The sequence below is a fragment of the Nocardia glycosmidis genome, from assembly GCF_052545115.1.
In genome coordinates, this window is sequence record NZ_JBQWRH010000018.1 from 46,844 (window position 1) to 61,729 (window position 14,886).

At 68.3% G+C, this 14,886-nt stretch carries 12 protein-coding genes; 6 read left to right on the top strand and 6 right to left on the bottom strand.

Annotation, left to right across the window (positions count from 1 at the left end; translation table 11 throughout):
* Nucleotides 1–143: 143 nt before the first annotated feature.
* The 4 genes from ACT86A_RS21610 to ACT86A_RS21625 all read left to right on the top strand — a co-directional run bounded on the left by ACT86A_RS21610 (nucleotide 144) and on the right by ACT86A_RS21625 (nucleotide 5,720).
* On the top strand, nucleotides 144–1,277 hold the full coding sequence (locus tag ACT86A_RS21610) for a polyprenyl synthetase family protein (protein ID WP_445093996.1): 1,134 nt from the start codon (nucleotides 144–146) through the stop codon (nucleotides 1,275–1,277).
* A 67-nt stretch (nucleotides 1,278–1,344) separates the two neighbouring features.
* Nucleotides 1,345–2,928, top strand: a complete 1,584-nt coding sequence (gene crtI, locus ACT86A_RS21615) for a phytoene desaturase family protein (protein WP_445093997.1) — start codon at nucleotides 1,345–1,347, stop codon at nucleotides 2,926–2,928.
* A gap of 63 nt (nucleotides 2,929–2,991) precedes the next feature.
* On the top strand, nucleotides 2,992–4,689 hold the full coding sequence (locus tag ACT86A_RS21620) for an alpha-(1->6)-mannopyranosyltransferase A (protein WP_445093998.1): 1,698 nt from the start codon (nucleotides 2,992–2,994) through the stop codon (nucleotides 4,687–4,689).
* Nucleotides 4,686–5,720 carry a phytoene/squalene synthase family protein gene (locus ACT86A_RS21625; RefSeq protein WP_445093999.1) on the top strand — a complete coding sequence of 345 codons (1,035 nt, stop codon included), beginning with the start codon at nucleotides 4,686–4,688 and terminating at the stop codon, nucleotides 5,718–5,720. The genes ACT86A_RS21620 and ACT86A_RS21625 overlap by 4 nt, the downstream gene beginning before the upstream one ends.
* A 27-nt stretch (nucleotides 5,721–5,747) precedes the next feature.
* Here the strand turns inward: ACT86A_RS21625 and ACT86A_RS21630 are convergent, their stop codons facing one another.
* Entirely contained in the window at nucleotides 5,748–6,116 is a 369-nt protein-coding gene (locus ACT86A_RS21630; protein ID WP_445094000.1) for an Rv2175c family DNA-binding protein, read from the bottom strand.
* A gap of 165 nt (nucleotides 6,117–6,281) precedes the next feature.
* Between ACT86A_RS21630 and pknB the strand changes: the two genes are divergently transcribed.
* On the top strand, nucleotides 6,282–8,240 hold the full coding sequence (gene pknB, locus ACT86A_RS21635) for a Stk1 family PASTA domain-containing Ser/Thr kinase (RefSeq protein WP_445094064.1): 1,959 nt from the start codon (nucleotides 6,282–6,284) through the stop codon (nucleotides 8,238–8,240).
* A gap of 35 nt (nucleotides 8,241–8,275) precedes the next feature.
* On the opposite strand, the gene ACT86A_RS21640 is transcribed toward pknB, so the two are convergent.
* On the bottom strand, nucleotides 8,276–9,661 hold the full coding sequence (locus ACT86A_RS21640) for a class II 3-deoxy-7-phosphoheptulonate synthase (RefSeq protein WP_445094001.1): 1,386 nt from the start codon (nucleotides 9,659–9,661) through the stop codon (nucleotides 8,276–8,278).
* Nucleotides 9,662–9,848: 187 nt separating this feature from the next.
* On the opposite strand from ACT86A_RS21640, the gene ACT86A_RS21645 reads away from it, so the two are divergent.
* Nucleotides 9,849–10,349, top strand: coding sequence for a polyadenylate-specific 3'-exoribonuclease AS (locus ACT86A_RS21645; RefSeq protein WP_445094065.1), 501 nt, complete (start codon nucleotides 9,849–9,851; stop codon nucleotides 10,347–10,349).
* Between the two features lie 68 nt (nucleotides 10,350–10,417).
* Here the strand turns inward: ACT86A_RS21645 and qcrB are convergent, their stop codons facing one another.
* From qcrB to ctaE, 4 genes are all read right to left on the bottom strand, one after another.
* Nucleotides 10,418–12,040, bottom strand: a complete 1,623-nt coding sequence (gene qcrB / locus ACT86A_RS21650) for a cytochrome bc1 complex cytochrome b subunit (protein WP_445094002.1) — start codon at nucleotides 12,038–12,040, stop codon at nucleotides 10,418–10,420.
* Nucleotides 12,037–13,212, bottom strand: coding sequence for a cytochrome bc1 complex Rieske iron-sulfur subunit (gene qcrA, locus ACT86A_RS21655; RefSeq protein ID WP_445094066.1), 1,176 nt, complete (start codon nucleotides 13,210–13,212; stop codon nucleotides 12,037–12,039). The genes qcrB and qcrA overlap by 4 nt, the downstream gene beginning before the upstream one ends.
* A gap of 96 nt (nucleotides 13,213–13,308) precedes the next feature.
* The gene (gene qcrC / locus ACT86A_RS21660; protein ID WP_445094003.1) at nucleotides 13,309–14,172 is read right to left on the bottom strand and encodes a cytochrome bc1 complex diheme cytochrome c subunit; all 864 of its coding nucleotides are present in this window, start codon (nucleotides 14,170–14,172) and stop codon (nucleotides 13,309–13,311) included.
* 85 nt (nucleotides 14,173–14,257) lie between these two features.
* Nucleotides 14,258–14,866 carry an aa3-type cytochrome oxidase subunit III gene (gene ctaE, locus ACT86A_RS21665; protein ID WP_445094004.1) on the bottom strand — a complete coding sequence of 203 codons (609 nt, stop codon included), beginning with the start codon at nucleotides 14,864–14,866 and terminating at the stop codon, nucleotides 14,258–14,260.
* Nucleotides 14,867–14,886 lie beyond the last annotated feature (20 nt).

A 14,886-nucleotide genomic window follows, 5' to 3' on the forward strand; every position in this document is an offset into this window, starting at 1 on the left:
TAGCTCGGACCGCCCGCGTATCCTTCGGACCTAGGCGGCAAGTCCGCCACGCCGGACGACACGCGCGCACGAACTCGCTCGGCCGCGGACACCCGAAGCGCTCGGGCACCCCGCGGCGGAGTGCGTCCACCACCCGCACGACCTTGGAGGCTCCCCTGTCCGCCGGAACCGGTACTCAGTCGCCGCGGGCCGCCGTGCCGCAGCCAGGCACGCCCGCCTTCGTTACCGCCGTGGAAGATGCGCTGACCAGCTTCTTCGCCACCCGCCGCGACACCGTCGAGCGCCTCGGCCCGGTCTTCGTGGAGGCCGCGGACGCGCTGGAGCAGTTCGTGCTGCGCGGCGGAAAACGCACCAGGCCCGCGTTCGCGTGGACCGGGTGGCTCGGCGCGGGCGGAGATCCGCACGGACCGGCCGCCGCCGCGGTGCTCACCGCCTGCTCGGCGCTGGAACTGGTCCAGGCCTGCGCGCTGATCCACGACGACATCATCGACTCCTCCCGAACCCGCCGCCGCTTCCCCACCGTGCACGTCGATTTCGAGCGGCGCCACCGCGACCGCGGATGGACCGGCGACGCGGCCCACTTCGGCACCAGTGTGGCCATCCTGATCGGGGACCTGGCGCTGTCCTGGGCCGATGACATGGTGCACGCGTCCGGTCTCGCGCCGGCGGCCATCGCCAGGTTCGCGCCGGTGTGGGCCGACATGCGCACCGAGGTACTCGGCGGTCAACTGCTCGACATCACCGGCGAGGCGGGCGGTGACGAATCGGTCGAGGCCGCGCTGCGGATCAACCGGTACAAGACCGCCGCCTACACCGTCGAACGCCCGCTACATCTCGGCGCCGCCATCGCCGACGCCGGACCGGGACTGATCGAGGCGTATCGCAGGTTCGGCACCGCCATCGGCATCGCCTTCCAGCTGCGTGACGACCTGCTCGGCGTGTTCGGCGACCCGGCGGTGACCGGCAAGCCCTCCGGCGACGACCTGCGCGAAGGCAAGCGCACCGTGCTGCTGGCGGAGGCACTGCGCCGCGCCGACGCCTGTGACCCCGCCGCCGGCGCGCTGCTGCGCACCAGCATCGGCACCGAGCTGAGCGCGGAGGCGGTGCAGCGGATGCGCTCGTTGCTCATCGAGCTCGGCGCGGTCGACGAGGTGGAGCGGCGGATCACCGAACTGACCGACAGCGGCTTGGCCGCCATCGCGTCCAGTTCGGCGACGACCGTGGCGAAAGAACGGCTGCGCGCGATGGCGCTGGCCGCGACCGAGCGCACGGCGTGACCGTGTCCATGTCACCGGCCGCAGCGACCAGCTATCCCGTTCAAGCGGCGACGGGAAGGTGAACCGGATGAAAACCGTTGCGGGACCGACCGATCGTGTCGTGATCGTCGGGGCGGGCCTGTCCGGGCTGTCGGCCGCGCTGCACTTGACCGGCGCCGGCCACACAGTCACGCTGCTCGAACGCTGCGACCACCCCGGCGGCCGGGTCGGGCGCTATCAGGGCGCCGACTATGACATCGATTCCGGCGCTACCGTGCTGACCCTGCCGGAACTGATCACCGACGCGCTCGCCGCCGTCGGCCGTACACCGGAAACCTGCGTCCCCCCGCTGCGGATCCGGCAGCTGGCGCCCGGCTATCACGCCCGCTTCGCCGACGACACCGAGATCAGGGTGTTCGCCGACCCGGACACGATGGCCGCGGAGGTCGAGCGGACCTGCGGCCCGGCCGAGGCACGAGGCTACCGGCGCCTGCGTGACTGGCTGGCCCGCGTCTACGCGGCCGAGTACAGCGAGTTCATGGACACCAACTTCGACTCGCCGCTGGATATGGTCCGTAGCGCCGAAAAGCGCCGCGCACTGGTCGAATTGGTGCGGCTGGGCTGCTTCGGGCGGCTCGGGCCGCGGGTGCGCCGGTTTCTGCGTGATCCGCGCTCGGCCCGCCTGTTCACCTTCCAGGCCCTCTACGCGGGTATGCCGCCCGCCCGAGCGCTCGCGGTGTACGGCGTGATCCCGCATATGGACACCTCGTTGGGCGTCTATTTCCCCGAGGGCGGAATGCGGGCGATCGCCGAAGCGCTGGCGCAGGCGTTCACCGACGCGGGCGGCAGGCTGGAACTCGGCGCCGAAGTGGTCGGGATCGACTACGCCGGGCGCCGGGCGCGGCGCGCCCGCACCGCCGACGGGCGCTCCTTCGACTGCGACGCCCTCGTGCTCACCGCGGACCTCGGGTCGCTCGACCGGTTCGGAGTGCGGCCCAGGCGCGGACTGCGGGCCGCACCATCAGCGGTCGTAGCGCACGGCACCATCCCCGCCGCGATCGCGGCGCGCTGGCCGGTGCAGGCACACCACGCCATCGAGTTCGGGCAGGCCTGGGACGCCACGTTCGCCGAGATCACCGCGCGCCGCGGCCGCGGCGCGCTGATGAGCGATCCCTCCTTGCTACTGACCCGGCCCGCGCTCACCGACCCGAACCTGTTCATCGACCGGCGCGACGGACAGCACGAGCCGTTCTCCGTGCTGGCACCGTGCCCGAATCTGGTGGCGGCGCCACTGAACTGGCCGGCGCTCGGCCCCGCCTACCTGCGCGAGCTGCTCTCCGTTCTGGAAGCGCGCGGGTACCGCGGCATCGCCGAGCACTTCGCTGTCGATCAGCTCGACACGCCGCAAACCTGGCACGACCGCGGAATGCTGGCCGGCACACCTTTCTCGGCGGCACATCTTTTCCGGCAAACCGGCCCATTTCGATCGAGCAATTTCCCGCGCTCCAGCGACAACGTGGTTATCGCTGGTTGTGGCACCACCCCCGGCGTAGGTGTGCCGACCGCACTGCTTTCAGGAAAACTGGCAGCAACCCGGATATCCGGACATAACCGGCCAACGTCGCGTGGAACCCCGCGCACCAGCCCGATAGTGTTCGAGGCGACGCCGTAAACTAAGCGCCGACCTATTCGCTCGCGGTTGCGACCGCCGACCATTCGGGGGGACCGAAACCAGATGGCATCCCCCGAAACGCGCACCGCAGAGGCCGCATCCGCCGATAGCCCCGGCCGAGCATCGCCCACCTCCGCACGTCGGGAATCAGCCGCCCCCCGCACTTTCCTGTGGTGGGTGCGCACCTACGCCGATTTCGCCAGGAGCCCCGAGGGCCGCGCCGCACTACTCGGATTCTTCGGCGCCGTCATGATCACCTTCGGCGGATTCGGCGCGGGCAGCGTCCGCAAGCGTGACCCGCTGCTGGAAGCCATGCACCTGTCCTGGCTGCGGTTCGGGCACGGCTACGCGCTGTCCACCATCTGCATCTGGATCGGTGTGCTGCTGATGATCACCGCCTGGGTCCGGCTCGGGCGCGCCACGATCGGAACCGGCGACCGGATCGGCGCCGGGGTGACGCTGAACGAGCTGCGCGCGATCGTCGGCATCTGGATCGCCCCGCTGCTGTTCGCCGTGCCGATGTTCAGCCGCGACGCCTACTCCTACCTGGCGCAGGGCGCGCTGCTGCGCGATGGCTTCGACCCCTACCAGGTCGGGCCGGTCGCGAATCCCGGTGTGCTGCTGGACAATGTGAGCCCGGTCTGGACCACCACCACCGCGCCGTACGGCCCCGGGTTCCTGCTGCTCGGGCGCGCGATCACGGCGGTGACCGGCGACAACGTGGTGGCGGGCACGATCGCGATGCGGCTGGTCATGCTGCCCGGCCTGGTGCTGATGATGTGGGCGGTGCCGTATCTGACCAAGCATCTCGGCGGCAAACCCACCGTCGCGTTGTGGCTGGCGGTGCTCAACCCGCTGGTGCTGATCCACCTGATCGGCGGGGTGCACAACGAGATGCTGATGGTCGGGCTGATGTGCGCGGGCATCGCGCTGGTACTGGAGCGTCACCATGTGGCGGGCGTCGTGGTGGTCGCGATCGGCGTGGCCATCAAGGCGACCGCGGGTGTCGCGCTGCCATTCCTGGTGTGGATCTGGATGCTGCACGAACGGGAGCGCCGAGCGGCGTTGCGCGTCGGGCAGGACCCGACGCGCCTGCCCCCGGGCGAGCAGCCGGGCGACGCCGCCGAGCGCACCGCGGATATGCCGCATCCCGCGCTGATGTTCGGCAAGATCGCCGGCCTCGGCCTCAGCGTCTTCGCGGTGGTGTTCGTGACCGCTTCGGCCATCGCCGGTGTCGGCATCGGCTGGCTGACCGCGCTGTCCGGCTCGAAGAAGATCATCAACTGGCTTTCGCTGCCCACCGTCATGGCCCACGCCGTCACCTGGGTGACCCCGCTGCGGTTGGAGTCGGTACTCGAGGTGACCCGTGCGATGTGCGCGCTCGCCTTGGTGGCGGTGCTGGCCTGGACGTGGTGGCGGTTCCGGCACAGCGAACGGGAGGCGGTCCTCGGCATCCTGATCGCCTTTGTCGCGATCGTCATCCTCTCCCCCGCCGCCCTGCCCTGGTACTACTCGTGGCCGCTGGCACTGGCCGCCGGGTTCGCGTTGTCCACCACCACGCTGATGGCGCTGGTGGGTGTGTGTACCTGGCTCATGCTGGTCTTCCAGCCGGACGGTTCGATCGGCCTCTACAACTTCTGGCATGTCGTCGCCGCCACCTTCGCCGCTGTGGTCGCGGCGCTGTCGCTGCGCACGGTGGACCCGCTGCGCTTGCGCGCCGGCCCGCCGAGCAGCGCCACCGCCGCGCCGATCACCCAATGACCGACGAGCAGCTATCGGCCGACGCCCTGCTCGCACTGGCCTACCGGGAATGCCGACAGATCGCCGCCACCCACGGCCGCACCTACTTCCTGGCCACTCGTCTGCTGTCGCCCGAGCGGCGGCCGGCCGTGCACGCGCTGTACGCATTCGCGCGGATGGTGGACGACGTCGTCGACCGCGCCGATCGGCACGGCGCAGCGGACACAGGCACAACGCCGGGTCGCGGACCGGCCGATACGCTCGACCGGATCGAGCGGAAGCTGAGAGACACGCTCGAATCAGGCACACTCGCTCTGCCGCCGACCGGTGAGCCGACCTCCGTACCATCCGCCCCGAACCCGGAGAACGCGCCCGGTGCGCGGACGCGAACGCTGATCCTGGCCGCGGTCACCGATACCATCCGGCGCTACGCGATCGCCCCGCGGCACTTCTGGACGTTCCTCGATTCCATGCGGATGGACGTACCGGACACCAGGGTCTTCCGGAACCGATACGCCACCATGGCCGAGCTACAGGAGTACATGCGTGGCTCCGCGGCCGCGATCGGATTGCAGTTGCTCCCGGTGCTCGGCACCGTGGCCCCGGTGTCCGAGGCCGAACCGGCCGCCGCCGCGCTCGGCGAGGCCTTCCAGCTCACCAACTTCCTGCGCGATGTCGCGGAGGACCTCGATCGCGACCGGGTCTATCTGCCCGCTGACGCACTCAGCGCGTTCGGCGTGGATGCCGACCTGCTGCTCGAGTGCCGCAGCACCGGATGCACCGACCCGCGTGTACGCCGTGCCCTCGCCCACCTCATCGCCGTCAACCGCGATCTCTACCGCCGCGCCGAGCCCGGCATCGCCCTGCTCGAGCCGCGCGTTCGCCCCGCCATCCGCACCGCGACCACCCTTTACGCCGACATCCTGCACCACATCGAACGCAGCGACTACGCTGTCTTCGCGCACCGCGCAGTAGTCCCCCGCCGCCACCGCCTCCGTGTAGCCGCCACCGAATTCACCACCGCCACCCTCCGCAGTGGGTTCCAGCGCTGAACGAGAACAACCGACTCCCCGCTACCGTCAAAACGGATCCGCCGACGCTCGGCGCAACACTTCGCGGGCGAGCGGGCCGTGCAGGGCGTCGATCGGCTTTCCGGGCAGGCTGTCGTCCTCGGTGAAGATCCATTCCAGGATCTCTTCGTCGGTATATTTCGCGTCCCGCATGACCGTGATCAGGCCCGGGAGCGGCTTCACGACCGCGCCGGTGTCGTCGAAGAAGCGCTCGGGGATGCCCGCCACGCCGTGTCTGCGCACGGCGATCAAGTGGTGGTCGCGCAGCATCTGATGCACTCGGGTCACCACCAGCCCGAGTCGGTCGGCCACCTCGGGCAGTGGCACCAGGGTCACCGACTGGGGAAGGACGTCCTCGCTGCAGGGAAATGCACTCACCCGCACAACGGTAGACGGTCCGGCATCGCACGTCGTGAGCCACCCGGCGTGGTGGGAGTCGATACCATCGTGAGGGCCGCAGGGAGCGGTTGACCGCTCGTCGCAGGTATCGCGCGACGGGTGAGAACTTTTGTGAAAGCCGGAGGACATCACTTGATCGGCCAGATGCTGGAAGGGCGCTATCGGATCGATGCGCCGATCGCCCGCGGCGGCATGTCGATGGTCTTCCGGGGGGTCGATACCCGCCTGGACCGGCCGGTCGCTGTCAAAGTGATGGATCCGAAGTTCGCCGGTGACCCGCAGTTCCTGTCCCGGTTCGAGTTCGAGGCGCGCGCGGTTGCCAAGCTCAAGCACCCGTCGCTGGTCGCGGTGTACGACCAGGGTGTCGACGGCGAGCACCCCTTCCTGATCATGGAGTTGGTCGAGGGCGGCACGCTGCGCGAACTGCTGCGCGAGCGTGGCCCGATGCCCCCGCACGCGGTGCGCGCGGTCGCCGAGCCGGTGCTCGCGGCGGTCGGAGTCGCGCACTCGGCAGGCCTGGTGCACCGCGATATCAAACCGGAGAACGTGCTGGTCTCCGATGCGGGTGAAGTGAAGATCGCCGATTTCGGCTTGGTCCGGGCGGTCGCCGCGGCGAACACCACGTCGGCGAGCGTCATTCTCGGCACCGCTGCCTACCTCTCCCCTGAGCAGGTCACCAGCGGCTTCGCCGACGCGCGCAGCGACGTGTACTCCTTTGGCCTGCTGATCTTCGAAATGCTCACCGGCCGTGTGCCTTTCACCGGCGACACGGCACTTTCGGTGGCCTATCAGCGCATCGAGAACGACGTGCCGAGCCCGAGCGGATTCATCTCCGGTGTACCGCCGGAATTCGATGAGTTGGTCGCCAAAGCCACCGCGCGCGAGCCCGCGCACCGCTTCGCGGACGCGAATGAAATGGCCGGCACGCTGCGCCAGATCAGCGCGGCACTGCACCTGCCCGCCTACCGGGTGCCCGCGCCCCAAGAGTCGGCCGAACATCTCAGCGCCGGCTACCGGGCTGTCGCGCCGGACCACGATGGCCGCCGAGGTCCCGCGGGGGCGTCGGCGCACGAGCCGCGTCCACCGCAACCCGTGCAGCACACGAAGGTGGTCACCGCCCCGCGTTCCCGTGTCGACTACGGCCCGCCGGACATCTACGACCAGCCGCCACCCGTTCCCCAGACCCACCCCGCGCCGCCGTATTCGCCCTACGCCCATGAACTCAGCCGGTCGCGGCGCACCGTGTGGGTGTGGGTGGCCATCGTCGCGGTCCTGACCCTGTTGGTCGGGATCGGCGGCTGGTGGCTCGGTTTCGGCCGCTATTCGGCGATTCCACCGGTCGCTGGATTGAGCACCGACAAGGCCATCGCCACGCTGCAGGATGCCGGTTTCGAGACCGAGGTCCGGCAGAGAGCGTCGGACACGATCCCCGTGGGCGGCGTGGTCGGCAGCGACCCGTCGGCCGGTTCCAAAGTCACCAAGGGGTCGACGGTCGCGGTCATGGTCTCCAGCGGGAAGCCCAAGGTGCCGGACGTCCAACCCGGTGCCCAAGTGCCGCGGGTCAACCAGTTGATCCGGGATGGCGGGCTGCAGCCGGTCGACGCGGGAGAGGAATCCAGCACCGCACCCAAAGGCACCCTCGCCAGAGTGGAACCGAAGCCGGGGACGGTGCTGCCCCTCGGCGCGCAAGTGAAAGTGTTCCGCAGCAAGGGATCTCAGCCGGTCCGCGTGCCCGACGTCCGTGGCCGTCCCAGCGCGGAGGCGGTGCAGATCCTCACCGCGGCCGGAATCACGGTGCGCGAGAACCGCAATCAGTTCGATCGCGGCGTTGAAGCCGACCATGCCATCGGCACCGACCCCGCCGCCGGAGCGACGATTCAGTCCGGCGACGGCGTCGTATTGCTGGTCTCCAACGCGTTGAAGATGCCGAGTCTGCTCGGTGCCACCGTCGGTGACGCCCGGACCCGGCTGGAGAAGCTGGGTTTGCAGGTCCAGGTCAGTCAGCTCACCCGGTCGGACTCCTCGGTGATCATTTCGCAAACGCCCGCTATCGGCGCGAATGTCGAGCCCGGCAGCACCGTGTCACTGGTCGCGCTCCCCTGACCTCGGCGCACCGGGTACCGGCGGCGCGCCGAAGCTCAGCGCAGCATCTCCGCGACGAGGAAGGCGAGCTCCAGCGATTGCTGGGTGTTCAGCCGGGGATCGCAGGCGGTCTCGTAGCGGCCGGACAAATCCAGATCCGAGATGTCCTGGGCGCCACCGAGGCATTCGGTGACGTCCTCGCCGGTCAATTCGATGTGCATGCCGCCGGGATGCGTGCCGAGCGCGTGGTGCACCTCGAAGAAGCCTTGCACCTCGTCGACGATGCGGTCGAAGTGACGGGTCTTGAACCCGGTGGACGCCTCGTGGGTATTGCCGTGCATCGGGTCGCACTGCCAGATCACCTGGTGGCCGGTGGCCTGCACCTTTTCGATAATGGGCGGCAGGACCTCGCGGACCTTGGTGTTGCCCATGCGGGAGACGATGGTGAGCCGGCCCGGCTCGTTGTTCGGGTCCAGCCGCTCGACGTATTCCATGGCCTGCTCGGGCGTGGTGGACGGACCGATCTTCAGGCCGATCGGGTTGGCGACCAGCTCCGCGAACGCGATATGCGCGCCGTCGAGCTGGCGGGTGCGCTCGCCGATCCAGAGGAAGTGCGCGGACAGGTCGTAGAGCACCGGCTCACCGATCGCGTTTTCGCTCAGCCGAAGCATCGCCCGCTCGTAGTCCAGCACCAGCGCCTCGTGACTGGCGTAGATCCGCGCTGATTTGAGACCCGGGTCGTTGACCCGGCACGCTGTCATGAACGCGAGGCCGCGGTCGATCTCCTCGGCCAGCGCCTCGTATCGGGCTCCCGCCGGCGACTTGGCGACGAAGTCGCGGTTCCAGTCGTGCACCTTGTGCAGGTCGGCCATGCCCGCGCCGGTCAACGCCCGCACCAGGTTCATCGCGGCACTGGCATTGGCGTAGGCGCGGACCAGCCGCGACGGGTCGTGTTCGCGCTGCGCCGCATCGGCCGCCAGTGCGTTCACCATGTCGCCGCGGTAGGACTTGAGGCCGAGCGAATCGAGGTCGGAGGAGCGCGGTTTGGCGTACTGACCCGCGATGCGCGCCACCTTGACCACCGGCAGGCTCGCGCCATATGTGAGCACGACCGCCATCTGCAGCAACGTGCGGATGTTGCCACGAATGTGCGGCTCGGTGTTGTCGGCGAACGTTTCCGCGCAGTCGCCGCCCTGCAAGAGGAACGCGTCGCCGCGCGCGACCTCGGCCAGCTGCGATCGCAGCTCTTCGACCTCGGCGGGAACGCAGATCGGCGGCACGCTCTCCAACACGGTGCGCATCATGGCCGCCTGCTCCGGATCCCAGGACGGCTGCTGCAGCGCGGTGCGCGCCAGCGCGTCGTCCAGCCGTCTGCGCAGCTCGGCGGGCAGCGGCGGCAGTTCGGGTAGGCGATCGATGGGTACGTCGACGGTCCAGTTCACTCCTTCAGAATACGGACCGGACACCCTGCTGCGATACCCGGTGGCGGGGGTCGAAGGGTTGCACCAAGGTGGCGAAAATCTCCACCATATGGCCCCTTGCGCAGCGGAGCCACCCGCCACCATAAGGTTGCTGGGAACCCATCACCTGCCGTAACGGCACCTGAAGGCCGAGGAGAGACCGATCTCGCTGCGATATTTCTACGACTGCGAATTCATCGAAGATGGAGTGACGATCGATTTGATCTCCATCGGCGTCGTCTGCGAGGACGGCCGGGAGTACTACGCAGTATCCACCGAATTCGATCCAGACCGTGCGGGACCATGGGTGCGCAAATTCGTGCTACCGCAACTGCCGTCGCCGGCGTCACCGCTGTGGCGCAGCCGCGCGCAGATCCGCGACGAGCTGTATGCGTTTCTGGTGCCCCGCCCCAGTGTGCAGCCGGAGCTGTGGGCGTGGGTCGCCGCCTACGACCATGTGGCGCTGTGCCAGCTGTGGGGGTCGATGGTCGACCTTCCCACCGCGCTGCCCCGCTACACCAACGAGCTGCGCCAGCACTGGGCGGCGCACGGTCGTCCCGAGCTTCCGCCGATCCCGCCGGACGCCCATGACGCGCTGGCCGACGCCCGGCACAATCTGGCCAAATTCGACGCCATCGAGGCCGCCCGTCGCGCGGCGCCGCACCTGTAACACCCCCACCCGTGCACGCACGCCGGCCCCCGGGTCCCATCGGACTCGGGGGCTGGCGTGTGGACGCGTCAGTGGCTGTGGTTGCCGTTCGCCGCCTCCTGAGCCCGCTGCAGCACCTTCAACTGCTTGTGCTCTTCCGCGTGCTCGATCTCGAAGTGCTTGTCGCTTTCCGCCTGCGGGTCCGCACGGAGGAAGCTGCCGGTGCCCGGCCTGCCAGCGGAGCCCAGCTTGTTCATCTTCTTCGGGACCGGGGCACCCTGGTACTCCAGCGGAATCGGGTGACCGTGGTCATCGACCGGCCCCAGCGGCTGGTGCACCTCGATGTACTCGCCGTGCGGCAGACGCTTGATCACACCGGTCTCGATGCCGTGCTCGAGCACCGCGCGATCGCTGCGCTGCAGGCCGATGCAGAACCGGTAGGTGAGGTAATAGGCGATCGGCGGCGCGATGAGCACTCCGATGCGGCCGATCCAAGTGGTGGCGTTGAGGGAGATATCGAACTTCAACGCGATGATGTCGTTGTTGCACGACAGGGTGAGCACCACGTAGAACGCGATCGCCATCGCACCGATCGCGGTGCGGACCGGCACATCGCGCGGCCGCTGCAGCAGGTTGTGGTGCGCGACCGTATCGCCGGTGAGGCGCTTCTCGATCCACGGGTAGGCGATCAGCATTCCGAACACCGCGCCCATCACCAGCATGACCCAGAACGGGGCCGGGATGGTGTAGCGATCGAACAGATAGATCTCCCATGGCGGCAACAGGCGAAGGAACCCATCGGTCCACATCATGTAGAAGTCCGGCTGCGAGCCGGCTGACACCTGCGAGGGGTTGTAGGGCCCCAGATTCCAGATCGGGTTGATCTGGAACACGCCGGAAATGATCGCGACGATACCGAGGGTGAAGGCGAAGAACGCGCCCTGATCCGCCGCGAACACCGGCAAGATCCGCGCGCCGACCACGTTGTTCTCGGTGCGGGCCGGCCCGGGGAACTGGGTGTGCTTCTGGTACCACACCAGCGCGATGTGCGCGGCGATCAACGCCAGGATGATGCCCGGGAACAGCAGCACATGCGCGATGTACAGACGCGGGATGATGATCTCACCTGGGAAATCGCCACCGAACATCAGCCAGTGCAGCCACGTGCCGATGATCGGGATACCCATCACGAGTCCGCCGAACGCGGCCCGCAGACCGGTGCCCGAGAGCAGGTCATCCGGCAGCGAGTAGCCGAAGAACCCCTCGAACATCGCCAGGATCAGCAGCAGCGAACCGATGACCCAGTTCGCTTCCCGTGGTTTGCGGAAGGCGCCGGTGAAGAAGATCCGGAACAGATGCACGATGATCGACGCCGCGAACAGCAACGCCGCCCAGTGATGCACCTGCCGGACGAACAGACCACCGCGCACCTCGAACGAGATGTTCAGCGCCGTCTCGTACGCCCGTGACATCGTCACACCGCGCAGGGGCTGGTAGGACCCGTTGTAGACGACCTCCGTCATCGAAGGGTCGAAGAACAATGTCAGATACACACCCGACAGCAGCAGGATGATGAAGCTGTAGAGCGCGATCTCACCGAGCAGGAACGACCAATGCGTCGGGAAGACCTTGTTGATCGACCGCTTCAGAAACGCGGCGGCCCGATACCGCTCGTCCGCCCCATGGGCTTGGGCTGCGACAGAAGGACTCATGAACGGCGCTCCCAGTAGGCCGGGCCGAGCGGCTCGATGAAGTCGCCGTTGGCGACCAGGAAGCCCTCAGCGTTGACGGTGATCGGCAGCTGCGGCAGCGCGCGAGCGGCGGGACCGAAGACCGGCTTGCCCCATTCGGTCGCCGAGAACTGCGACTGGTGGCAGGGGCACAGGATCCGGTTGGTCTGCTGCTCGAACAGTGACGTCGGGCAGCCGAGGTGGGTGCAGATCTTCGAATAGGCGAAGTAGTCGCCGTAGTTGAAGCTCTCCTGGCCCTTGCGCTTGATCGCCTTCTGCGCGTCCTCGGTGCGCAGGCGGATCAGCATGACAGCGTTGCGGACACCGCGCAGTGACGCCAGCGTGGCGTGTTCGTCGCCGCGCCACTTCTCCTTCCACGGGAACACGGTTTCCATGCCCCCCGCGTCCAGATCTTCCGGACGCACCAGCACGACATCCTCCGGGCGACCGGTGTCGCGGCGGATGTAGATGGTTTCGCCCGGGTAATCCGGGGTCCAGCCGGAGACCCACAGCGGCGACTTGTCGCCCTTGGCCCACGGGTTCTTGATCATGCCGCCGACGAAGACCAGCAGCGCGCCGATACCGAGTACGCCGACGCCGGCGCCCGCGGTGCGGGTGAGCATCTTGCGGCGACCGAGGGTGGAGGTCTCCAGCGCGTCCTGCAGCTCGGCCACCAGGGTGCGGCGCTCCACCTCCGGCGAGGGACCGTCGTGCCGCGTCTGGATGGACAGCTCAGCGGGGATGAACAGCTTGCGGATCAACACCACCGCCACGCCGATGACCAGGACGGAGATGCCGAGGGTCAGACCGATCAGCGGGGTGAACAGCGAGTAGACGCCGTGGCCCTCCTCTTCCTTGCCCTTGAATTCCCAGGGCCAGAACAGGAACACGCCGACCAGTGCGGCGGCCGCGATGCCGGACACCGCGAACCAGAAGGTCACCGCGCGCTCGGCCCGCTTCTCCGCGCGGGTGCCCGGGATCGGGAAACGTTCGCGACGGTAGGCGACGTCCACGTCGTCACGCGCGGTACCCAGCTCGACCAGCTCATCGTGCGACATCGCGTCGAGTTCCGCCTCGGTCGGCTCCGCCAGGGTGGCGTGCGCCGACTGGTCGTTCGACGGTTGCGCGTCGTGGCCCTCATCCGCCCGACCCATGTCGTCTCGCTCCTTATCCCTCATGACCTGTGTCCTTTCGGCATGACCGGGCGCCTGCCGTGGTCACGTAAGCTACCGCCGCCGGGCGCGCAACGGTCATGACCGGGATCCGATCCACAACGCGGCGCCGACCGTGAGCGTGATGCCGACCACCCAGATGGCCAGGCCCTCGGTCGCGGGACCGAACCCGCCGAGATCCCAGCCGCCCGGGCTCTTCTCCTCGGTCGCGTTCTTGACGTAGGCGATGATGTCGCGCTTCTCCTCCGGGCTCAGCTGACGGTCGGAGAACTTCGGCATGTTCTGCGGACCGGTGAGCATCGCCGCCAAGATCTGCTGCTCGCTGGCGGGCTCCAGCGGGGGCGCGAACTTACCGGAGGACAGCGCACCGCCGCGTCCGGTGAAGTTGTGGCAGGACGCGCAGTTCATCCGGAACAGCTCCGAACCGCGAGCGGTGTCGCCACCGCGCAGCGACTCCTGAGCGATCTCGCCGTTGGCGTCGCGGACCACCGTGGGACCGCCACCGTTGGCCGCCACGTAGGCACTCAGCGCGTCGGTCTGATGCGCGTCGAACTTCGGCGGCTTGCGCTGCGCCTGGGCCTCGTTGCGGGCCATCGGCATGCGGCCGGAGGATACCTGGAAGTAGACAGCGGCCTCGCCGACGCCGATCAGGCTCGGGCCACGGTCGGTCACACCCTGCAGGTTCGCGCCGTGGCAGGTGATGCAGGACGTGTCGTAGAGCTGCTGGCCCTCGCGGATCAGCGCGGACTGGTCCTCGTGCGCGGTCGCGCGCTGGGGGTCCGGCGTCAGCGCCGACGCCAGGAAGCCTGCTCCGACGAGGCCCACCAGCAGCACAAGCCCGCCCGCGATGCGACGGCGAACGCGGCGCTGCCTGCGCGTCCTGCTGGCCTCGCCGTTCCCGGGGCTCGCGGGCTCTGGCGCTGACGGGGGAGATGAACTCATCTGTGTCCCTTTGGAGTAGACGGAACCGACTTGTGCAAAAGATCTGGGGTCGTGCCGCGTCTGCTGCGCGGCGCGGCAGCCACGCTCAGCGGACGAAGTAGATCGTGGCGAACAACCCGATCCACACGATGTCGACGAAGTGCCAGTAGTAGGAGACTACGATCGCTGCGGTGGCCTGCGCGGGGGTGAACTTGCTCACCTTGGTGCGGACCAGCAGGAAGACGAACGCGATCAGACCGCCGATGACGTGCAGTCCGTGGAAGCCGGTGGTGATGTAGAACACCGAGCCGTAGGCGCTACTGGAGATCGACGTGCCCTCGTGGACCAGGTTCATGTACTCATAGCCCTGGCCGCTGACGAAGAACGCGCCCATCACGAGGGTGATGACATACCAGCGGCGCAGGCCGAAGACGTCGCCCTTCTCCGCGGCGAAGACGCCCATCTGGCAGGTGAACGAGGACGCGACCAGCACGGCCGTGACCGGCACGGCGAGCTTCAGGTTCAGCTCGGTCGGTTCCGGCGGCCAGGTTGCCGCCTGGGCGCGCGCGACGAAGTACATCGCGAACAGGCCGGCGAAGAACATCAGTTCGCTGGACAGCCAGATGATGGTACCGACGCTGACCATGTTGGGCCGGTTCAGCGAATGCACACGCTGGGTAATGGCCGATCCTGGGGTCCCTACTGCGGTCGTCACGGGGGTAAGTATGACTCGTC